At 55.2% G+C, this 20,063-nt stretch carries 19 protein-coding genes; 5 read left to right on the top strand and 14 right to left on the bottom strand.

Going from position 1 to position 20,063, the window contains the following annotated elements; all coding sequences use genetic code 11:
• Nucleotides 1-43: 43 nt before the first annotated feature.
• Nucleotides 44-583, top strand: coding sequence for a superoxide dismutase family protein (locus ACILP4_RS03835; protein WP_395619424.1), 540 nt, complete (start codon nucleotides 44-46; stop codon nucleotides 581-583).
• Between the two features lie 2 nt (nucleotides 584-585).
• Here ACILP4_RS03835 and ACILP4_RS03830 read toward each other — a convergent pair whose 3' ends face one another.
• Nucleotides 586-1,206, bottom strand: coding sequence for a murein L,D-transpeptidase catalytic domain family protein (locus ACILP4_RS03830; protein WP_395619423.1), 621 nt, complete (start codon nucleotides 1,204-1,206; stop codon nucleotides 586-588).
• 224 nt (nucleotides 1,207-1,430) lie between these two features.
• On the opposite strand from ACILP4_RS03830, the gene ACILP4_RS03825 reads away from it, so the two are divergent.
• From ACILP4_RS03825 to ACILP4_RS03815, 3 genes are all read left to right on the top strand, one after another.
• Nucleotides 1,431-2,219 carry a L,D-transpeptidase family protein gene (locus tag ACILP4_RS03825; RefSeq protein WP_395619422.1) on the top strand — a complete coding sequence of 263 codons (789 nt, stop codon included), beginning with the start codon at nucleotides 1,431-1,433 and terminating at the stop codon, nucleotides 2,217-2,219.
• A 94-nt stretch (nucleotides 2,220-2,313) separates the two neighbouring features.
• Nucleotides 2,314-2,766 carry a MerR family DNA-binding transcriptional regulator gene (locus ACILP4_RS03820; RefSeq protein WP_395619421.1) on the top strand — a complete coding sequence of 151 codons (453 nt, stop codon included), beginning with the start codon at nucleotides 2,314-2,316 and terminating at the stop codon, nucleotides 2,764-2,766.
• Between the two features lie 32 nt (nucleotides 2,767-2,798).
• On the top strand, nucleotides 2,799-4,598 hold the full coding sequence (locus ACILP4_RS03815) for an acyl-CoA dehydrogenase C-terminal domain-containing protein (RefSeq protein WP_395619420.1): 1,800 nt from the start codon (nucleotides 2,799-2,801) through the stop codon (nucleotides 4,596-4,598).
• Nucleotides 4,599-4,657: 59 nt separating this feature from the next.
• Here ACILP4_RS03815 and cysK read toward each other — a convergent pair whose 3' ends face one another.
• From cysK to ACILP4_RS03790, 5 genes are all read right to left on the bottom strand, one after another.
• Nucleotides 4,658-5,578 carry a cysteine synthase A gene (gene cysK / locus ACILP4_RS03810; RefSeq protein ID WP_395619419.1) on the bottom strand — a complete coding sequence of 307 codons (921 nt, stop codon included), beginning with the start codon at nucleotides 5,576-5,578 and terminating at the stop codon, nucleotides 4,658-4,660.
• Nucleotides 5,575-6,903, bottom strand: coding sequence for an MFS transporter (locus ACILP4_RS03805; RefSeq protein ID WP_395619418.1), 1,329 nt, complete (start codon nucleotides 6,901-6,903; stop codon nucleotides 5,575-5,577). Before ACILP4_RS03805 ends, cysK begins: the two co-directional genes overlap by 4 nt.
• Nucleotides 6,904-7,028: 125 nt before the next feature.
• Nucleotides 7,029-9,332, bottom strand: a complete 2,304-nt coding sequence (locus tag ACILP4_RS03800; RefSeq protein ID WP_395619459.1) for an ATP-dependent helicase — start codon at nucleotides 9,330-9,332, stop codon at nucleotides 7,029-7,031.
• An 89-nt stretch (nucleotides 9,333-9,421) separates the two neighbouring features.
• A complete protein-coding gene (gene rsmD, locus ACILP4_RS03795) occupies nucleotides 9,422-9,970 on the bottom strand; it encodes a 16S rRNA (guanine(966)-N(2))-methyltransferase RsmD (protein ID WP_395619417.1) in 549 nt (182 codons plus the stop codon).
• A complete protein-coding gene (locus tag ACILP4_RS03790; protein ID WP_395619416.1) occupies nucleotides 9,970-10,815 on the bottom strand; it encodes a pseudouridine synthase in 846 nt (281 codons plus the stop codon). The genes rsmD and ACILP4_RS03790 overlap by 1 nt, the downstream gene beginning before the upstream one ends.
• Before the next feature lie 107 nt (nucleotides 10,816-10,922).
• On the opposite strand from ACILP4_RS03790, the gene ACILP4_RS03785 reads away from it, so the two are divergent.
• Nucleotides 10,923-12,476, top strand: a complete 1,554-nt coding sequence (locus tag ACILP4_RS03785; protein WP_395619415.1) for an AmpG family muropeptide MFS transporter — start codon at nucleotides 10,923-10,925, stop codon at nucleotides 12,474-12,476.
• Here the strand turns inward: ACILP4_RS03785 and ACILP4_RS03780 are convergent.
• The 8 genes from ACILP4_RS03780 to purB all read right to left on the bottom strand — a co-directional run bounded on the left by ACILP4_RS03780 (nucleotide 12,461) and on the right by purB (nucleotide 20,054).
• Nucleotides 12,461-13,801, bottom strand: coding sequence for a bifunctional folylpolyglutamate synthase/dihydrofolate synthase (locus ACILP4_RS03780; protein WP_395619414.1), 1,341 nt, complete (start codon nucleotides 13,799-13,801; stop codon nucleotides 12,461-12,463). The two genes, ACILP4_RS03785 and ACILP4_RS03780, sit on opposite strands and share 16 nt — an antisense overlap.
• A gap of 141 nt (nucleotides 13,802-13,942) precedes the next feature.
• On the bottom strand, nucleotides 13,943-14,797 hold the full coding sequence (accD, locus tag ACILP4_RS03775) for an acetyl-CoA carboxylase, carboxyltransferase subunit beta (RefSeq protein ID WP_395619413.1): 855 nt from the start codon (nucleotides 14,795-14,797) through the stop codon (nucleotides 13,943-13,945).
• Between the two features lie 2 nt (nucleotides 14,798-14,799).
• A complete protein-coding gene (gene trpA / locus ACILP4_RS03770; protein ID WP_395619412.1) occupies nucleotides 14,800-15,585 on the bottom strand; it encodes a tryptophan synthase subunit alpha in 786 nt (261 codons plus the stop codon).
• A 97-nt stretch (nucleotides 15,586-15,682) separates the two neighbouring features.
• Nucleotides 15,683-16,924, bottom strand: coding sequence for a tryptophan synthase subunit beta (trpB, locus tag ACILP4_RS03765; protein WP_395619411.1), 1,242 nt, complete (start codon nucleotides 16,922-16,924; stop codon nucleotides 15,683-15,685).
• Entirely contained in the window at nucleotides 16,911-17,552 is a 642-nt protein-coding gene (locus ACILP4_RS03760; protein ID WP_395619410.1) for a phosphoribosylanthranilate isomerase, read from the bottom strand. Before ACILP4_RS03760 ends, trpB begins: the two co-directional genes overlap by 14 nt.
• Before the next feature lie 119 nt (nucleotides 17,553-17,671).
• Nucleotides 17,672-18,346: an orotidine-5'-phosphate decarboxylase gene (gene pyrF / locus ACILP4_RS03755; RefSeq protein WP_395619409.1), complete on the bottom strand. Its 675-nt coding sequence runs from the start codon at nucleotides 18,344-18,346 to the stop codon at nucleotides 17,672-17,674.
• Nucleotides 18,343-18,642 (bottom strand): hypothetical protein, encoded by a 300-nt coding sequence (locus tag ACILP4_RS03750; protein WP_395619408.1) that lies wholly within the window; start codon nucleotides 18,640-18,642, stop codon nucleotides 18,343-18,345. The genes pyrF and ACILP4_RS03750 overlap by 4 nt, the downstream gene beginning before the upstream one ends.
• Before the next feature lie 101 nt (nucleotides 18,643-18,743).
• Complete coding sequence (gene purB / locus ACILP4_RS03745) at nucleotides 18,744-20,054, bottom strand: adenylosuccinate lyase (RefSeq protein WP_395619407.1); 1,311 nt, start codon at nucleotides 20,052-20,054, stop codon at nucleotides 18,744-18,746.
• Nucleotides 20,055-20,063 lie beyond the last annotated feature (9 nt).

Here is a 20,063-nt window from a genome sequence, read left to right as displayed (position 1 = left end):
TTCATGTTATGCTTTGCCCGACACACAGATTCAGGAGTAGAATATGCGCAAGTTTCTAACGATTTTCATCATTCCTATCCTTGCTAGTTGTTCAACTCTGCAATCACCAAAGGCAGTTGAGGCGTCCGAAGTGCTGACGGCTGACCTGGCCCGTGCCGATGGCAGTTGGGCCGGCGTTGCGACAATATCGCAGCGGCGCGATGGCGTGTTTTTGAGCCTGTCTGCCCAAGCGCCTGCCGCTGGGACATATGGCATGCATCTTCATGCGGTTGGTAAATGCCAGGCACCTGACTTCGCCAGCGCCGGACCGCACTGGAACCCAGATATGAAGCAGCATGGCCACGATAACCCTATGGGCGCGCATGATGGCGATTTGCCGAATGTGACGGCGGGCGCCAATCTTAAAATCACGCTAGAGTATAAGTTGACGGATATTGCACTGTCAGGGCCTAATGGTCTGTTGGATGCTGATGGCGGCGCTCTCGTTATTCATGAGAAAGCCGATGACTATAAAACCGACCCGAGCGGCAATAGTGGTAAGCGGATTATCTGTGGCGTTTTTAAATCCGGCAAACGGAGCTGATGTCAAACCTTACCGGCGTATAATAGGCAGCCTGGGGCCACACGCTCGAGAATGACGTTGATGTCATTCTTGGCAAAGGCAAAGCAGCCTTGGCTGCGGCCAATCTTGCCTTGGTCGTGAATGAGCGATTGGTTCACATACCAAGCCGGGTGAATGACGATGGCGCGCGCTTCGGCTTGGTCATTTTGCGGATCAAGCCCGACTAAACGGCGGGATTCTCCATATTGACCAAAATAAGTCTCGCCGACGAGATAGCTGCCCGCCGAGGTGGCTTCCGACCCATGCACGTTGGAGAATTGTTGCACCCAGCCGCTGTGGCTTGGGTCCGAACCTTTGCCATGAGCTACGAGGAAGGTATCGGATTTGCCGCTGCGCAGATCGACAACATAAAAGCGCGGGTCGCGCGACGGCTTGGAAAAGTCCGCTATCGCAAGCAGATCATGGTTGCGAATGCGCGCTTTATGCACTTCCAAAGCTGCTTTTGCACGATCAAGCAATAGGGGCGACGGGCCGCCTGTTGCGGCGCCGGTGCCTGGCCGATAGACGATGTCAGCCGCCTTTGACGGAACCGTGAGCAAGCTCGCCCCTAAAACCGCCGAATGAATGAATTGCCTGCGTTTCATGTCCATATCATGCAGATAAGGACCAATCCTTTACATAAACAGGCCTTCAAAAGCATTTGAGCGCAAAAGTAGGACGTTTAGGCGCATCATGTTGGAACTTAGGGGCTGCAGCCTAATTTTACACGCTTGCGGGAAAATTGACGTCGAATTTTCATATAGATGGTGGTAATGCTCAATCTGAAGCTGCCTTGAGCAGCGATGTATCCGGTAGGTAGGGCAATTTCATGGGTTTCGGCGCGGGTATCCGCAGATTGCAGGGCATGAACGGGCTTTTGTTGATGAGTGCTGTGCCGGGCATGGCTCTTGCGCAACAGGTGGGGCAAGCGCAACCTGCGCCTATCCAGCAGGGGCAATTGCCTCAAGTCGCTCCGGTGAATGCGGATGTGGTCACACCACCTACGCAAACGCAATCGGTCGCCCCTCTGCCTGCGGCAACATCACCCACAGCCAAACCCGTGATTTCAACGCCCGCACCAAAGCCGCGCAAAAATGGTCCTGTTGACGCGCTCAAGCCTGGACAATTTATTTGGGATAAGCAGGACGTGTATGCAGGGCCGATGAAAATCGTCATCGTGCTCGATACCCAGCGGATTTACGTGTTTCAGAATGAAAAGCTAATTGGTTTCAGCACGATTTCATCGGGAAAAAAAGGCAAGGAAACACCGACCGGCATTTTTAACATCTTACAGAAAAATGTGGATCACAAATCCAACCTTTACAGCAACGCCCCTATGCCATTTATGCAGCGCCTGACTTGGGATGGGATTGCCATCCATGGAGGCGATTTACCGGGGTATCCCGCCTCGCATGGTTGCATCCGTTTGCCGCATCCCTTTGCTAAGGTGTTGTTCGGCGTCACACAGATGGGGCAGGAGGTTGTTGTCCTTCAAGACACGTCAACGCCGATCAAGCGGCCAGAGCCGCCTGCGGATGCGACCGCGGATCCTGCACCATCCCCTCCGGTTGTTGCACCAAAGCCAGCAGAGGCTTTTCCGCCCGAGCCATCGGTTTAAGCCGTTATACTTCACACCGCAGCCGTCACTTCCCCGATTGACGTTTACGCTAACGTAAACTAGTGACGTTAGGGCAACCAAGAGGGAAGGCGCTATGGAATCTGTAACGCGCGACGAAAGGCGGGCCGATGCGACCATCGACACGCCCGACGCATTTAATCGGGAATCTTATACGATATCCGACCTATCTGTCGAATTTGAGGTAACCGCGCGGGCCTTGCGCTTTTACGAGGATCAGGGTCTGATTTCACCGGAACGTATGGGCTTGGCGCGCATTTATTCAAAACGCGACCGGGCCCGATTGGCATGGATATTGCGGGCAAAACGCGTTGGATTTAGCCTGGCCGAAATCCGTGAGATGATTGATCTGTATGACCTTAATGACGGCCGCAATATTCAACGGCGCGTGACCATTGAAAAATGTCGTGACCGCATCAATCTTTTGAAGTCACAGCGCGATGATATCGAAAGTGCGATTAACGAGCTGACCGAATTTGTTTCAACGGTGGAACAGGTTGAGGCCGCGGAAAAATCTGCTGCGGCTTAACGCCCCATTCACCGCTATCTGAAGGACCGAAAATGCCAAGCTATATCGCCCCCGTTCGCGACGTGCAGTTTATCCTCAACGAAGTTTTGGGTGTCGAGCGCTACGCTAATCTACCCGGGTTTGAAAACGCCAGCGCTGATATGATCGATGCGATCCTGACCGAAGGCGCGAAATTTGTGGAAAATGTGCTGTTCCCTTTAAATCAAGTAGGTGATCTGCAGGGCTGCACCCGCAATGAGGATGGCAGTGTAACCACCCCCGATGGTTTCAAGGAAGCCTATAAGTTGTATTGTGAGGGCGGCTGGGGCACATTATCGAGCCCAGTGGAGTTTGGCGGGCAGGGAATGCCGCATATTGTCTCCATGGCCTTTGAGGAGCTCATGGCGAGCTCCAACATGGCCTTTGCTATGTATCCCGGTCTCACCCAGGGCGCAGTGTCCGCGATTTTGGTCAAGGGCAGCGAAGAACAGAAGGCCAAATATGCCCCGAACATGATCTCGGGCAAATGGGGCGGTACCATGAACCTGACCGAGCCGCATTGTGGCACCGATCTCGGCCTTATACGGACTAAGGCAGAACCCAATGGAGATGGCAGCTTTGCGATTTCCGGAACCAAGATTTTCATCTCTTCAGGCGAACATGACCTAACCGAGAATATCATTCATTTGGTGCTCGCAAAAACTCCAGGCGCACCGGACAGCGTTAAAGGCATATCTTTGTTCATCGTGCCGAAATTTCTTGTGCATGACGATGGATCGCTTGGTGCACGCAATGCATTATCCTGTGGCTCGATCGAACATAAAATGGGTATTCACGGTAACGCTACCTGCGTCATGAATTATGACGGAGCCACCGGCTATCTGGTCGGCGAAGAGCATAAGGGCCTCGCGGCGATGTTTATCATGATGAACATCGCGCGCTTGGGCGTCGGGCAGCAGGGTTTAGGTATCGCCGAAGTCGCTTACCAAAATGCGGTTCATTATGCGCAAGACCGCCGTCAGGGCCGCGCTTTGACGGGACCGCAGGATTTGGAGCAAAAGGCAGATACTTTGTTTGTGCACCCCGATGTGCGTCGTATGCTGATGGACGCAAAGGCGTTTACCGAGGGCATGCGTGCCTTGTGCCTATGGGGCGCGTTGCAAGCTGATTTGCTGCATCATGCGCAAACCGAAGAAGAGCGGCAGACCGCCGACGACCTATTGTCGTTGCTGACCCCCGTGATCAAAGGGTATGGCACGGACAAGGGCTATGAAGTCGCAACCAATGCGCAGCAGGTATATGGCGGCCATGGCTACATCGCTGAATGGGGCATGGAGCAATATGTCCGCGATGCCCGTATCGCGATGATCTATGAAGGCACCAACGGCGTTCAAGCGATGGATCTTGTCGGCCGGAAACTCGCCCAAAATGGTGGCCGCGCTATTCAGGCGCTTTTCAAGATTGTGGATGAGGAATGCGCTGCTGCCAAGGATGGGCCGCTGGCAGATCTGGCCGGTCGTCTTGAGAAGGCCAATGGCGATTTGAAGGCGTCAACGATGTGGTTCATGCAAAATGGCATGGCCAATCCGAACAATATTGGCGCAGGCGCGCATCATTATATGCACATCATGGGCATTGTGGCGCTTGGTCTGCAATGGCTACGCATGGCGCAAAGCGCGCAGAAGGCTTTGGATGCAGGCACAGGAAACTCAGCATTCTACCAAACTAAGCTGGTAACGGCGCGATATTTTGCCGAGCGGCATATGCCAGACTGCGGCGCGCTTCGCCGGAAGATTGAGGCAGGCAGCGAGGCCATCATGGCACTTACGCCCGAAATGTTCGCAGCGGCTTAAACACCGACTGCGCCGCCAGAAAACAAAATGCCGGGATGATGAATCCCGGCATTTTTGGCTTATTCAACAGGCAAGAAGTCCGGAACCGACAGATAGCGCTCACCGGTATCATAATTGAAACCAAGTATGCGGCTTCCGGCGGGTAATTCGGGCAACTTCTGTGCAATCGCAGCCAGTGTCGCGCCCGATGAAATGCCTACCAGCATGCCTTCTTCTCGCGCGGCGCGGCGCGCGGTTTCTTTGGCATTTTCGGGATCGACCTGAATAACACCGTCAAGCAAGGCGGTGTGCAAGTTTGCCGGTATAAACCCTGCGCCAATTCCTTGGATCGCGTGTGGACCGGGTTGGCCGCCGCTGATGACGGGGGACAGTGTTGGTTCAACCGCAAATACTTTCAGATTTGGCCAAGCCTTTTTCAAAACTTCGGCACAACCAGTAATATGCCCACCCGTGCCGACGCCTGTAATCATGACATCGATAGGGGTGTCAGCAAAATCCTCTAATATCTCCAGCGCCGTAGTGCGGACATGGACGTTGATGTTGGCTGGGTTTTCGAATTGCTGCGGCATCCAGGAGTTTGTGGTTTGTGATACCAGCTCAAGAGCGCGTTCGATCGCGCCCCTCATGCCCTTTTCACGCGGGGTGAGGTCAAACGTCGCGCCATAAGCCAGCATTAAGCGGCGACGCTCTAGCGACATGGATTCGGGCATGACGAGGATGAGCTTATAGCCCTTGACTGCCGCCACCATGGCAAGGCCCACGCCGGTGTTGCCAGATGTTGGCTCAATGATTGTGCCGCCGGGTTTAAGGCTGCCGTCTTTTTCGGCGGCCTCAATCATCGCCAAGCCAATGCGGTCCTTAATCGATCCACCAGGGTTCGACCGTTCCGATTTAATCCAGACTTCAGCATTCGGGAACATACGTCCCATACGGATATGCGGGCTGTTACCAATGGTTTCGAGGATTGATTGAGCTTTCATGGACTTTTTCCTCTATATTGTGGTTCGAAACTACGGGCATTTTTAAGCTCGGGGAACAGCCCCGCCCAAATGGCTGTGACGAATATGGCACCCGCGCCGCCAAATACAACCGCGCCGACGGGGCCAAGCACTGCTGCGGCCACACCGGATTGCAATTCACCCAATTCATTGGATGCGGAAATGGCTAGGCCGGATACCGAACTCACCCGTCCGCGCATGTCGTCCGGTGTATTAAGCTGCACAAGGGATGAGCGCACATAAACGGACAGCATGTCCGATGCGCCAAGCACAACGAGCATGACCAAAGCAACGGCCATTCCGGCGCCCATATTTAGGAAGCCAATCCGCGCATCGCCGAATATATGCGCGCCGATTTCATGGCTCAGGCCGAAGCCGATAGTCGCAATCCCAAACACCACCACAGCCCAAAGCATTTTAGCGCCGACATTGTGACGTAGTGGCCGGAAGGTCAGCATGAGTGCCACCACAGATGCCCCAACAGCAGGTGCTGCACGCAACTGCCCAAGCCCATCTGGTCCAACCATCAATATGTCGCGCGCATAGACGGGAAGCATGGCCGTTGCGCCGGCCAACAACACCGCAAACAGGTCCAGTGTTATCGCGCCCAATAAGAAGCGTTCCGACCACGTATAACGCATGCCATCGATCATCTGGCGGATCGGGTGAATTTTCTTTTCCATTGGCGGTGGATAGACGGGCCGCACGCAACTTAGGCTGATGGTCGCCATCAACATGAGCCCAGCCGAAGCAAAATAAGGCAGTGACGGATTTGCAGCAAACATCAGACCACCTGCCGCAGGGCCAATTACGGAACCAATTTGCCAAGCAATGGAGCTTAAGGCAATTGCACGGGGCAGGGATGCGGGCGGCACGATGTTGGGTGCAATCGCCGACATCGAAGGCCCAACAAATACACGTGCTACGCCGTGCAAGGCTGCAAACAGGAAAAGGATGGGGAGGGTTAGTCCGTCAATGAAGGTGAACCAGCCCAAAGCAAGCGCTACCAGCATGTCGATGCTATTGGCGAGCCGCGCCACAGTCCGCCGTTCCCAGCGATCCGCGGCCCATCCCGCCACAGGCGTCAGCAGCGCGAGGGGCACAAACTGCACCAGCCCCAACAGTCCAAGTTGCAACGACGCCTCGCGAATGGACATGCCATAATCGCTACGCGCGATGTCATAGGCCTGATATCCGATAACAACGACCATCCCCATGGTGGCAAGCACCGCCATAAACCGCGCCATCCAGTAAAAACGGAAGTCAGCAATTTTAAGCGGATGGATTTCAGCGGTCGTGTCGGACATATCCCGTGGGCCTATCGGCTTATCATTCCAAGTGCAATGCGCAGACGATCATCCATCGGCAAACTGCAATTTTGTCAGCGGTGACCAGAAGCCAACCCCATCATTGAGGCTTAGAATCCGGCGTTTCAGCTGATGCTTACAAAGCTGTCCATGACGCGCTTACGGCCGGCCTGTTCAAAGTCGATCTCTAGCTTATTGCCTTCAATCAACACAATGGCACCATAGCCGAATTTTTCATGGAAAACGCGCAGACCCATGCTGAGGTCGCTTCTGCCCTTGTTACCAAGGCTGACGGCGCTACGCGTGTTTTCCGCTATGCGTTGCGGGCGGGGGTTGAACCCGCCTGACGTTGCCGCGCGTTGCCAGCCGGGACCACGCGCATTGCTTCGGCCTTGATTGGCGGCGGCCAAATGCGCGAAGGGGTCGGATTGTTCACTCCAGTTCGCCCGCCACATGGATGCGCCGCCCGTCATGGTCTGTTCGGCCTCAATATGTTCCAGGGGTAATTCTTCAATGAAACGGCTGGGAATGCTGCTGGTCCATTGGCCATAAATCCGTCGGTTTGCGGCGTGGATGATGGTGCATTTGCGCTTGGCGCGCGTAATCGCGACATAAGCCAGGCGGCGTTCTTCTTCCAAGGAGGCAAGGCCACCTTCATCGAGCGCGCGCTGCGACGGGAAAATGCCTTCCTCCCATCCGACCAAGAAGACATTGTCATATTCCAAACCTTTGGCGGCGTGGATGGTCATGATTGTGACGCTGGCGCCGGTGTCGCCGCGATCATTGTCCATGACAAGGCTGACATGCTCCAAAAACGCGCCCAAAGTTTCATATTCTTCCATCGCGCGTGCGAGTTCGCTGAGGTTTTCGAGGCGGCCCGATGCCTCGGTACTGCGTTCGGCCTGCAAGACAGCGGTATAGCCGCTTTCGTCCAATATCAGGCGCGTCAGATTAGCAGGTGACATCGTCGCGGCCTCGTCACGCCAGCGAGCAATGTCGACCACAAGGTCCGCAAGTGATTTTCGTGCCTTGCCTGTCAATTCGTCGGTTCCGACCAAGCGCGCGGCGGCAACGCATAAGGGCGTCCGTTCGGCGCGGGCCACGATGTGGATTTTTTCAACCGCCTTGTCACCAATGCCGCGCTTGGGCACGTTGACGATCCGTTCAAAGGCCAAGTCGTCAGCTGGCTGATTGACGATACGCAAATAGGCAATGGCATCGCGAATTTCGGCGCGTTCGTAGAAACGAAAACCACCAACTATCCGATAGTTAACGCCGATTTGTATGAAGCGGTCTTCAAATTCGCGCGTCTGGTGCTGCGCGCGGACTAAGATGGCGATACTGTCGAGACTTTCGCCCTTATACTGGATTGCCTCGATTTCCTCACCGACGCGGCGGGCTTCTTCGGGGCCGTCCCATACGCCTATGATCCGAACCTTTTCGCCATCGTCCAGCTCGGTCCACAAGGTTTTGCCAAGTCGCGCGCTGTTTGCATTAATCAGGCCCGATGCCGCGGCAAGAATATGCGGCGTACTGCGGTAATTCTGTTCCAGCTTGATTGTCTTTGCGCCCGGGAAATCCTTTTCAAAGCGCAGAATATTAGCAACTTCGGCCCCGCGCCATGAATAGATGCTCTGGTCATCATCACCGACGCAGCAGATGTTTTTGCGTTTCTGCGCCAGCAATCGAAGCCAGAGATACTGGACGGCGTTGGTATCCTGATATTCGTCGACAAGGATATATTTGAACTGCGCCTGATATTTTTCGAGTATGTCTCGGTTGTTCTTCAACAGGTTCAGGCCATGCAGCAACAAATCACCAAAGTCGCAGGCGTTCAAGGCCAGCAACCGCGCCTGATACAGCGCATACATTTGCCGTCCCTTGCCATTGGCAAAAGCCTCATTGTCGGCAGCGTCCAAATCGGCGGGTGATTTGCCTGCATTCTTCCATTTGTCGAGTAAGCTCGCAAGTCCGCGCGCGGGGAAACGCTTCTCGTCCAAATCCTCGGACTGAATTAGCTGCTTTAACAGCCTAATTTGGTCGTCCGTGTCGATGATCGTGAAGTTGCTTTGCAGGCCAATGACTTCAGCGTGACGCCGCAGCAGTTTTGCACCAATGCTGTGAAAGGTGCCAAGCCATGGCATGCCTTCGACCGCTGACCCGACCATTGCGCCAATGCGTTCCCGCATTTCGCGTGCCGCCTTGTTGGTGAAAGTGACGGCAAGGATTTCCGATGGCCATGCTTGGCGCGTGTATAATATCTGCGCCATGCGCGCAGTGAGCGCGGCCGTTTTGCCGGTGCCTGCGCCTGCGAGCAGAAGCACAGGTCCTTCGGTCGTCAGCACGGCTTCACGCTGCGGTGGGTTTAACCCACGCAACCAAGGCGGTTCCGTTTGCGACGGATCAGTCTGGACCACAATTTCTGACATAGGCGAACAGTTAGGGAACAACGCGACGAACCGCAAGCGCTGTTCGGTCACATGGTACAACTTTGGTGCGCCGCAAAGGGCGTGCCCCGTTAAACTGCCGCAGGCCGCAATAATGTAAGTTTGGCTTTGCCGACATTGCGGACAGTGTCGATCGTGAAACCCTTCACCTCGACATCTTCTTTTATGCTGGTTTCGACACTGATCCAGGCGGATGGGGCGAACCAACCAAAGCGGACCAACTTATCCAATGCGACTGCACCCGCGCCGCTCAAATAAGGGGGATCCATCAGGACAATATCCGCTGGCTTGATTGCGGTGCCAAGCGACAGCACCGAAGATTTACGCACATCGCTTTGGTCTTTTGCGCCAAGCTTATGGATGTTTGCGGCAAGGGCATCGAGTGCGAGCGCGTCCTGCTCGACGAAGGTACAATGCGCCGCGCCCCGCGATAACGCCTCAAGCCCAAGCGCGCCAGACCCAGCAAATAGGTCAAGAACACGCAAATCCTCAAACGACCCCAACCGACTGGTCAGCATGGAAAACAATGTCTCACGCGTGCGGTCAGCTGTAGGGCGGGTTGTGTCGCCTTTCGGCGCTATCAGCGGCCGTGAGCGCCACTGACCGGAAATGATACGCATTATTTTAACGTCTTTCGAAATTCGATAAGGTCCACGCGGCGCACTTCACCGACGTTACCGGGGGCGAGTTCGCCTAGAACGAATGGGCCGTAGCGCGTACGGATCAGTCGGCTAACTTCAAGTCCCAGATGTTCCAGCACGCGGCGGACTTCGCGATTCTTGCCTTCCGTTAGCGTCATTTCGACCCAGCCATTGCGGCCTGTGCGACGTTCTAGATTGGCGTCGATCTTGCCATATTTCACGCCTTCAATCTCAATCCCGTGGATTAGATCTTCCAGCTGCTCCTGACTGACATCGCCAAAGCAGCGCGCGCGATAGGTGCGTTCAACACCCGTTGACGGTAATTCCATCTGGCGTTTGAATTCGCCATCATTGGTCAGCAACAACAAGCCTTCGGTGTTTAAATCGAGCCGGCCAATCGGCATCAGCCGCGGCAAATCCTTCGGCAGAACATCATAGATTGTCTTGCGCCCACTAAAGTCGCGCTCGGCGGTCAAGCAACCTTCGGGCTTGTGAAACATATATAATTGGGTTGGCGCAGGCTGGCCGACGGCTTTGCCATCCACAGCGACTCCGCGCAGCGATTTCAGCAAGGTTGCGGGTGTCTCCACCTTTTCATTGTTCAGCGTGACCTTTCCATCGGCAATCATGCGTTCGATTTCGCGACGCGACGCGATCCCCGCACGCGCCAGCAGCTTTGCGATGCGTTCTTCACCATCCTTACGCTCCAAAGCGCCCTTGCTTGGGCCAGCATTGGGGTTGGGTTTACGTGACGGTTTGCTGTCCCAACGCAGACGCGGTGGCTTGGTAGGACGGGCAGGTGCTTTTGACGGAGGTTTAACCATGTCCGCGCCTTTGACGCATATTGCTTTAAAAGTCACTGGCCATTCAGGAAAATGCCGTTAGTCATCTTCGCAATAATGACGGAGGGGTCCAAATGTCGGTCGATTTAATGCGTTTTATTATTTTTGCAGGCATTTTGCTTGCTTTGCCATTGATCGCGCTGACCGTTCCGGCTTTCCGGCCATATTTACGTAAAAACCCTGTCATTACCTTTCTGCTGGGTATTTCGAGTGGCTTTCCGCTGACCTTACTTGTCGCAACAATGACATTTTGGTTGGCAAAGGTTGGTATCGACACCGCGACCATCGGTTTTGCGGTGGCGTTGGGCATTCCTTACACGATAAAATTCCTCTGGGCGCCGTTGGTCGACAAGCTGCATCTGCCGGTTTTGACCAAGTTGTTCGGCCAACGCCGAAGCTGGCTGTTCTTCGTGCAGGCATTGCTGTTCGTTTCGATCTGGCAATTGGGCGCTAGCAATCCGCAGCCAGGTGACATGGGTATGTTTGCGGTGTGGGCATTGATTACGGCGTTCTTATCAGCAACGCAGGACATCGTTATTGACGCTTATCGCATCGAAATACTGGACGAAGAAGAATTTGCGCACGGCACGGCGACAAACCAATTCGGCTATCGCACGGGTAATTTGATTGCTGGCGCAGGGACCATTTATTTTGCATCGCAAGAGGGATTGGGTCTGGGTTGGTCGACGGCCTATGGCCTGACCGCATTTTGCATCATTCCAGCTATCATTGGCGCGTTGTGGGCGGGGCCAGGCAAATTTGTGGATCGTTTCGCCCATGTGGAGGGTATGAAGCCGAAGCAGTGGTTGACCGAGGCTGTCGTCAACCCGTTCCGGGAATTTTTGACGCGGCATGGGGCTTTCCTCATTCTCGGCTTTGTCCTTGTGTACAAGGTGGGTGATGCCATGGGGCAGGCGATGTTAAGCCCTATGATTGTCGATCTCGGCTTTTCTGATCTGGATTATATTTCGGCCAATAAATTATGGGGCTTCGGCGCGTTGATTGTGGGGTCGGCCTTGGGCGCGCCCTTCATCTTGTGGCTCGGCATGGGCCGCGCTTTGCTCATTTCGGGCCTGCTGATGATGTTTTCCAACGTCATGTTCATGATCTTGGCGGCTACGGGCAATAATTACTGGATGATGGTTGCCGCCATTTGCACGGAGAATTTTACTAGTGGCATCGGCTTGACGGTATTCGCCACCTATTTGTCGGGCCTGTCGAGCATCGCTTACACAGCGACGCAATTTGCGTTGCTGTCGTCTTTTGCGGGCGTTGGCCGGACGTTCATGGCGGGGCCAGCGGGCATTGTGGCGGAAAATGTCGGTTGGGTTGGCTTTTGGGGCTTTACCGTGGTCGCCGCCATTCCGGGCATGATCTTGCTTTGGGTGTTGTGGAGCAAAGGTTATGTTGTCCAGAGCATCCATCAGGTTGAAGCGGTCGATGAAAAGGCGTTGAAGGACCCGGTCGGGCCGATACGCATCCTCGGCTTCTTGCTCGTCGTCGCGGGTCTGATCGGGCTTCTCCTCTCACAACCATTAGAGTTCGCAAATGAGATCACATTGTCATTCGCAGCTCTGCTGGTGGCAGGCGGATTTCTTGCTTGGAAGGGGCAGGCGACGCGCTTGCCTCAGTCCGGCACCTGATCGTTCAGGCGCAACACTTCACCCGCCAAATATAGAGATCCGCAGATGAGGACTTGGGCTGGTTCTTGCTGCCCAGTCATCAACTCCAGCGCCGCAACAATGTCGCCTGCTGCCTGTGCATTGGTGATCTGCAGTTTGGAACGCGCGAGGTCGCATAGTTCGCTTGGCGTGTGATGCTCATGTCCCGCTATGGGTACCGCCGTCAGCGTTTCAATTTTGGATGCAAATGGCGCAAGGAAGCCAAGCGCATCCTTATTTTTCAACATCCCTATGATGACATTCACGGACGCACTGTTTTCGAGTGTTTTGGCAATGGCTGCCCCTGCGTCGGGGTTATGGCCACCGTCTAGCCAGATGTTTGAACCTTCGGGCAGTATTTCGGTCAGGGGACCTGCTGCCAGTGTCTGCATCCGTGCGGGCCAGCGTGTCCACTCCATCGCGGCGGACAAGGCCGCCTCTGGAATCTGGATTGCCGTTTGATGGCGCAGCATCGCTACCGCCAAGGCTGCATTATCAGCCTGATGCGTGCCCGACATGCGGGGCAGCGGCAAATTCAGCTTTCCTATGGCATCGCGGTAATGGAGGCGCGCGTCATAGACCGCGGCGTCCCAGTTTTCGCCGCGCGCATGTAAGATTGCGTTATGCAAGGACGCTTGCGCAGCAACGGTTTTTGCCATGGACGCGCTATATTTTTGCGTAACTAATGGTGCGCCGGACTTGGCAATGCCCGCCTTTTCAAACGCAATTCGGTCCAGCGGCGGCATATCCGGCACGCCGTCCTCTGCAGCCAACAAAAATGCCTCATGATCCAAACCAAGCGATGCAATGCCGCAGGCGACAGGTTTAACCAATACATTGGTGGCATCTAACCGTCCGCCAAGGCCAACCTCAATGATACAAGCATCGGCCTTGGTTCGCGCAAAGGCGCAGAAGGCAACGGCGGTGGTGACTTCGAAAAAGCTCGCTTCCAACCCCTCTGCATGGTCGAGAACTTCGGAAAGCAGTGCAGACAAAGTGGTATCGTCAATCAACTGCCCTGCAACACGGATACGCTCGTTAAAGCGCACCAGATGCGGGCTGGAATAAACATGTGCCGTAAACCCTGCTGCCTCAATTGCACCGCGTAGGAAGGCGCAGGTCGAACCCTTGCCGTTGGTGCCGGATACATGGAAGGCTGGCGGGAGATGAAGATGCGGGTTGCCAAGCCGATCCAGCAAAGCTGCGATCCGTTCAAGGCCTAAGACGTCCTTACCGGGCGACAGCATCGTCAATCGGTCAAGCTGCGCCTGGACGGCAGGGTTAGTGGATGTGGCGTGGTCAGGCATGCCTACTCCCCGAACATCGCAACTGGTCACCCTGAACTTGTATCAGGGTCCATCGTGCGGAAAAACCTGGCGGCCTATGCGTCCAAATAGACCCTGAAACAAGTTCAGGGTGACGATGGGGCGGCATTGCAAACTGCTTTATCAAGCTGCCTTCTTCTCCGGCGCGAGATAGCCGATAAGCTGCGACAACACACCGCGCAGGTCATGGCGATGGGTCACCATGTCGATCATGCCATGCTCCAACAAATATTCGGCGCGCTGGAAACCTTCCGGCAGTTTTTCGCGGATTGTTTGTTCAATAACGCGCTGCCCAGCAAAACCGATGAGCGCGCCAGGCTCTGCTATCTGCACATCGCCAAGCATGGCATATGAAGCTGTAACGCCGCCTGTGGTTGGGTCAGTGAGCACAACGATATACGGCAATCCTGCATCATGCAGCATCTGGATGGCGACCGTCGAACGCGGCATTTGCATCAGGCTCAATATGCCCTCTTGCATACGCGCGCCGCCTGCTGCGGTGAAGATGATATAAGGACATTTCGCCCGGATTGCGGCCTTTACTGCGTCGATAAATGCTTCACCAACCGCCATGCCCATGGACCCGCCCATGAAGGCAAAGTCTTGCACGCTGACGACAACGGTTTGTCCGTTAATCTCGCCGCGTGCGGTTTTCATGGCATCCTTTTCGCCCGTGGCAAGGCGCGCGGCCTTGATGCGGTCGACATATTTTTTCGTATCTCTGAACTTTAGCGGGTCCTCGCCAACGACGGGTGACTTGAGAATGTCATAGCTCTCGTTATCGAACAAAGCGTCAAAACGTGCAGCAGGACCAATGCGGCCATGATGGTCGCATTTGGGACAGACGGACTGATTTTCCTCAAATTCGCGCAGGAAGATCATCGCTTCACACCCTTTGCATTTGTGCCAGAGCGTTTCGGCAGTCTCGCGCTTGGTTATGAAGGGAATGGCGTTACGGACGCGGGTGACCCAATTCATGTTCAGACCTTTCTGGCGGCAACAATGGCTTGCTTTAAGGATGCGACATAATCGCGAACTGGACCAGCGGCACTAGATCCATGTTTGGCGACCAATTCTACAATCGCCGAGCCAACGACAACGCCATCGGCAACGCGCGCGATACTGGCGGCTTGTTCGGGGGTTCGGACGCCAAAGCCGACGGCGATAGGCAGATCAGTATGTGCCTTAAGGCGTGCTACAGCGTCATCAATGCTCGTCTGTGCGGCGACTTGCAGGCCTGTGATGCCAGCGACGCTGACATAATATAAGAAACCCGATGCGCCAGTAAGGACCGTGGGCAAACGCGCCGCGTCGGTTGTGGGTGTCGCCAAGCGGATTAGGTCAATGCCGGCATTGCGCAGAGCAGGACCAAGCTCCGGGTCTTCCTCAGGCGGAATATCGACGCAGATGACGCCGTCGACGCCAGCCTTGTTGCATTCGGACGCAAACCATTCGCCGCCTCGGATTGTCATGGGGTTGGCATATCCCATCAAAACTAAAGGCGTATCGGGATGGCGTTTGCGAAAGGCCGTGGCGAGGGCAAAAATATCCGCCGTTTTGGTGCCAGCGTTCAAGCTGCGGATATTCGCCTCTTGAATGGCAGGGCCGTCCGCCATTGGGTCGGTAAAAGGCATGCCAAGTTCAATCACATCCGCTCCGCCCGCAACAAGCGCGTCGAGATTGGCTGTAGTGTCGCCGTCGCCCGCAGTGATGAATGCGACGAGCGCTGGGTGGGATTTAGCAAAGGCGGCGGAGAGGCGGGTCATACTGCCTCCCTTTCGTTATCCCGAACTTGTTTCGGGATAACACGCGACGGCGCCACGTTATCCCGAAACAAGTTCGGGATGACGAATATTGCAGTTTTCATATCGTCGTCCCCAATGCCTCGGCGACGGTGAAAATATCTTTGTCACCACGTCCGCAAAGGTTTGCGAGGATGATCTGGTCACGGTCCATCTTCTTGGCTTCGCGCTCAACGGCCGCAATCGCGTGGGCCGGTTCCAACGCAGGGATGATGCCTTCGGTGCGGCATAGCAATTGGAACGCGGCCAGCGCTTCTGTGTCTGTCACGCTGTCGTAGCGAACGCGGCCAATTTCCTTAAGCCAGCTATGTTCCGGACCGATGCCGGGATAATCCAGACCTGCCGAAATTGAATGCGCTTCGGCAATTTGGCCGTCTTCGTCCTGCAGCAAATAGGTTTTGTTCCCATGCAGTACACCGGGGCGACCGCCAGCAAGACTCGCGGCATGTTCTTTTTCAAGGCCGTGACCTGCCGCTTCAATGCCGAGCATCGCAACGTCCTTGTCATCCAAAAATGGATGGAACAGGCCAATCGCGTTTGAACCGCCGCCAATGGCAGCGACCAACAAATCAGGCAGGCGATTGATGCGCGATAGCATTTGTGCGCGCGCTTCCTTGCCGATCACGCTTTGAAAATCGCGGACTAGTTCAGGATAAGGATGCGGGCCTGCCGCGGTGCCGATAATGTAGAATGTGTCATGGACGTTGGCGACCCAGTCGCGCAGTCCTTCGTTCATCGCGTCCTTTAGTGTGCCTGCGCCGCTGGTCACCGGAATGACCTCAGCGCCTAACAAGCGCATGCGGAACACATTGGGCTGCTGCCGCTCAATGTCCTTGGCGCCCATATAGATGAAGCAGGGCAGGCCAAAACGGGCGCAAACGGTCGCCGTGGCAACGCCATGTTGGCCAGCACCGGTTTCCGCGATGATCCGTGTTTTGCCCATACGAATGGCAAGCAAAATCTGACCAATGCAATTGTTGATTTTGTGCGCGCCGGTATGGTTCAGCTCATCGCGCTTGAACCAGATTTGGGCGCCTTTGCCTGCTGGCGCGTTCTTGCGGACTTCTTCGGTTAGGCGTTCTGCATAATAAAGCGGTGACGGGCGGCCGACATAATGTTCCAGCAGATCATCGAACTGCGCGGCAAAGGCGGGGTCCTGTTGCGCCGCGCGATATTCGCGTTCCAGATCGAGCACGAGCGGCATGAGCGTTTCGGCGACATAGCGCCCGCCGAACTGACCAAAATGGCCGCGTTCGTCGGGTTGGTTGCGAAGGGAGTTCGGAATGGGTTTAGCGATTGTCATGGTCCCGCACCGCTTGGCAGAAGGCCGCAATCTTGTCCACATCCTTGATGCCCGGAGCGGATTCTACACCCGACGATGTGTCGACCAATTTTGCACGCGTTTGATCCAAAGCGTCCTTTACGTTGTCAGGGGTCAGCCCGCCGGCAAGGCCCCAAGGCAGCTTATGTTTATGCTCGGCGAGCAACGACCAGTCAAAGCGCGTGCCTGTACCGCCCGGTAAGGTCTGTGCGGGCGCATCAAACAAGATGAGATCAGTAGCATCAACATATTCATCGGCATTTTTGAGCGATGCCGTATCCCGAACGCCCAAGGCTTTCCAAGTTTCAATATCCACCGCGCTTTTCAGTTCGCGGAGCCATTGCGCGGTTTCAGAGCCATGAAATTGCACTATATCAGGCTTTACGACCTCAATCGCCTTGGCGGTAAGGCCGGGCTCGGCGTTCACCAGCAATAGAACAACTTTCAGCGAGGCTGGCGCGCGCATCCGCAACGCGGCGGCTTGTTCCAATCCAACATGGCGCTGGCTTTTTTCGAAATGCACAAGGCCGATATGCGATGCGCCTGCTTTGGCGGCGGCATCGACAGCATTTTCGTCTCTAAGTCCGCAAATTTTGATTTGTGTGCGCATACCAGTTGCAATAGCCGACCATTTCACTCCCGTCATGCTGAACTTGTTTTACTATAGCGAACGGCTGTTGCCGCATGTCATCCTGAAACGAGTTCGGTGTAACGGTTCCTCAGTACCTGCTATAATGTGCCCATAATCGCCCGTGCAGCGTCGTCAGGGCTCTCCGCTTTGGTAATAGGTCTTCCGATAACCAAAATGCTCGCACCATCGTCAAGGGCTTCTCTGGGCGTTACAGTGCGTTTTTGGTCGGCGGCGGTTCCGCCAGCGGGGCGAAGGCCGGGGACGACGAAGAAACCATCGTCCCACGCTTTTTTCGCGGCCTTAACTTCATGTCCTGAACAGACAATGCCATCAAGACCAGCTTCCTGCGCGAGTGCCGCCAAGCGGGCCACTTGAAGCTCGGCGCTGTCCGATACGCCAACACGGTTTAGGTCATGGTTGTCCAGGCTGGTCAGTACCGTCACCGCAACCACTTTGGTATGCAAGCCAGCAGCCGCCTTGGCATCCTCCATCATCGCGCGGCCACCCGCGGCGTGGATGGTTACGATGGCTGGTTCAAGCGTGTTAATCGCCTGCATCGCCTTGGCAACCGTGTTGGGGATGTCGTGCAATTTCAGGTCGAGGAAAATAGGAAGGCCAAGTTTTTGAACCTCATGCACGCCATGAAGGCCATTGGCGCAGAAAAATTCGAGGCCGAGCTTTATCCCGCCAACTTGCCCCTTGATACGGCGGGTTAATTCCAACGCGTCGTCCAGATAGGGCGTATCGATGGCAACGAAAATCGGGTTGGTCATATCGTATCCACAGCAGTGTAAGCAGGGGGAGGAGCGGCTGGTGGCGGTAAAGATGATGTGTGCTGGTTACCCTCGAGCGTCAATATGCGTCGCTTCAGGCGCCACACTTGTGTTCGGTGCAAAAGGTATAACGGCAAAAATCCAAGCAGGAATGCGACAACAACTAAAGCCGGCAATTTGGTATCGAGGCGAAGACCGCCCCAAAGGCTGACCGACACAGGTGCCCAATTGTTGGTTGCGAACACAATCAACCCGATAATGATCGTCACCCAAATCAGCGTTTTTAGAAATCGCATCGTGCGGCTTCTCCTTCTGAAGCATATCTTATGGAAACTTTACCCCTTTGGGTAGGGGTTAGTGTCTTTTCGTCGAATATGCTTCAAACAGGGAAGAGGACTTAACCAAATACGCGTTCGAAAATTGTGTCGATATGCTTGAAATGATAATCAAGATTGAAGCGATCCTCGATTTCCGATGCACTCATTTTTGCGGTGACATCCGCGTCAGATTTAAGCAGCTCCATCAACGACTCTGCGCCATCCGACTCCCACACCTTCATCGCATTGCGTTGCACGATGCGGTAGCTGTCTTCGCGGCTAATACCAGCTTGCGTCAAGGCCAACAGCACGCGCTGCGAATGGACAAGGCCGCCCATGCGGTCGAGATTCTTTTGCATCCGCTCTGGGTAAATCAGCAACTTGTCGACAACACCCGTCAGGCGGCCCAGCGCGAAATCGAGCGTGATGGTCGCATCAGGGCCGATATAACGCTCCACGCTCGAATGGCTGATGTCGCGTTCATGCCATAAAGCGACATTTTCAAGTGCGGGGGTGACATAGCCACGCACCATACGGGCAAGGCCTGTCAGGTTTTCAGTGAGCACAGGGTTGCGCTTATGCGGCATGGCCGAGCTACCCTTTTGCCCCGGCGAGAAATATTCCTCTGCCTCCAGCACTTCGGTACGCTGCAAATGGCGGACTTCGGTCGCCAGACGCTCAATAGACGAGGCAATCACACCCAGCGTCGCAAAATACATGGCGTGACGGTCGCGCGGAATGACTTGGGTCGAGACTGGTTCAACAGCAAGACCAAGCTTTGCCGCGACATGCGCCTCAACCTCTGGGTCGATATTGGCGAAGGTGCCAACGGCGCCAGAGATCGCGCAGGTCGCGATTTCGGCGCGTGCTGCGACCAATCGTTCGCGACCACGGGCAAATTCGGCATAAGCCTGCGCGAGCTTCATACCAAAGGTAACAGGTTCGGCGTGTATACCATGGCTGCGGCCAATGGTCGGCGTGAACTTATGTTCCATCGCGCGGGTTTTTATGGCGGCGAGTAGCGCATCCATGTCGGCCAGCAAAAGGTCTGTCGCTTGCGTCAATTGAACGGCAAGGCAGGTGTCGAGAACGTCGGAGGACGTCATGCCTTGATGCATGAAGCGCGCCTCGTCGCCGACTTGTTCGGCAACCCATGTCAGGAATGCGATAACGTCATGCTTTGTGACGGCTTCGATTGCGTCAATGGCTGCGACGTCGATGGTAGGGTTTGTATCCCACCATTTCCACAAGGCTACAGCGGCAGATGCAGGTACCACGCCGCGTTGGGCCAGCGCGTCCGTGGCATGCGCCTCAATTTCAAACCAAATGCGGAAACGGTTTTCCGGTTCCCAAATCTTGACCATGTCTGGGCGGGAATAACGTGGGATCATAAGAAACGC

The sequence above is a fragment of the Sphingorhabdus sp. genome, assembly GCF_044239045.1.
Classification (GTDB): domain Bacteria; phylum Pseudomonadota; class Alphaproteobacteria; order Sphingomonadales; family Sphingomonadaceae; genus Sphingorhabdus_B.
This window is presented reverse-complemented; position numbering and strand designations above follow the sequence as displayed.

Bases quoted from the DNA above. Each gene is read 5' to 3' on its own strand.
- ACILP4_RS03830 (WP_395619423.1), bottom strand. From the start codon at position 1,206: ATGAAACGCAGGCAATTCATTCATTCGGCGGTTTTAGGGGCGAGCTTG.
- ACILP4_RS03825 (WP_395619422.1), top strand. From the start codon at position 1,431: ATGGGTTTCGGCGCGGGTATCCGCAGATTGCAGGGCATGAACGGGCTT.
- ACILP4_RS03805 (WP_395619418.1), bottom strand. From the start codon at position 6,903: ATGTCCGACACGACCGCTGAAATCCATCCGCTTAAAATTGCTGACTTC.
- ACILP4_RS03750 (WP_395619408.1), bottom strand. From the start codon at position 18,642: ATGCGATTTCTAAAAACGCTGATTTGGGTGACGATCATTATCGGGTTG.
- ACILP4_RS03820 (WP_395619421.1), top strand. From the start codon at position 2,314: ATGGAATCTGTAACGCGCGACGAAAGGCGGGCCGATGCGACCATCGAC.
- ACILP4_RS03780 (WP_395619414.1), bottom strand. From the start codon at position 13,801: ATGCCTGACCACGCCACATCCACTAACCCTGCCGTCCAGGCGCAGCTT.
- trpA (WP_395619412.1), bottom strand. From the start codon at position 15,585: ATGACCCGCCTCTCCGCCGCCTTTGCTAAATCCCACCCAGCGCTCGTC.
- pyrF (WP_395619409.1), bottom strand. From the start codon at position 18,346: ATGACCAACCCGATTTTCGTTGCCATCGATACGCCCTATCTGGACGAC.
- ACILP4_RS03760 (WP_395619410.1), bottom strand. From the start codon at position 17,552: ATGCGCACACAAATCAAAATTTGCGGACTTAGAGACGAAAATGCTGTC.
- ACILP4_RS03785 (WP_395619415.1), top strand. From the start codon at position 10,923: ATGCGTTTTATTATTTTTGCAGGCATTTTGCTTGCTTTGCCATTGATC.
- ACILP4_RS03835 (WP_395619424.1), top strand. From the start codon at position 44: ATGCGCAAGTTTCTAACGATTTTCATCATTCCTATCCTTGCTAGTTGT.
- cysK (WP_395619419.1), bottom strand. From the start codon at position 5,578: ATGAAAGCTCAATCAATCCTCGAAACCATTGGTAACAGCCCGCATATC.
- ACILP4_RS03800 (WP_395619459.1), bottom strand. From the start codon at position 9,332: ATGTCAGAAATTGTGGTCCAGACTGATCCGTCGCAAACGGAACCGCCT.
- accD (WP_395619413.1), bottom strand. From the start codon at position 14,797: ATGAATTGGGTCACCCGCGTCCGTAACGCCATTCCCTTCATAACCAAG.
- purB (WP_395619407.1), bottom strand. From the start codon at position 20,054: ATGATCCCACGTTATTCCCGCCCAGACATGGTCAAGATTTGGGAACCG.
- trpB (WP_395619411.1), bottom strand. From the start codon at position 16,924: ATGACAATCGCTAAACCCATTCCGAACTCCCTTCGCAACCAACCCGAC.
- ACILP4_RS03815 (WP_395619420.1), top strand. From the start codon at position 2,799: ATGCCAAGCTATATCGCCCCCGTTCGCGACGTGCAGTTTATCCTCAAC.
- rsmD (WP_395619417.1), bottom strand. From the start codon at position 9,970: ATGCGTATCATTTCCGGTCAGTGGCGCTCACGGCCGCTGATAGCGCCG.
- ACILP4_RS03790 (WP_395619416.1), bottom strand. From the start codon at position 10,815: ATGGTTAAACCTCCGTCAAAAGCACCTGCCCGTCCTACCAAGCCACCG.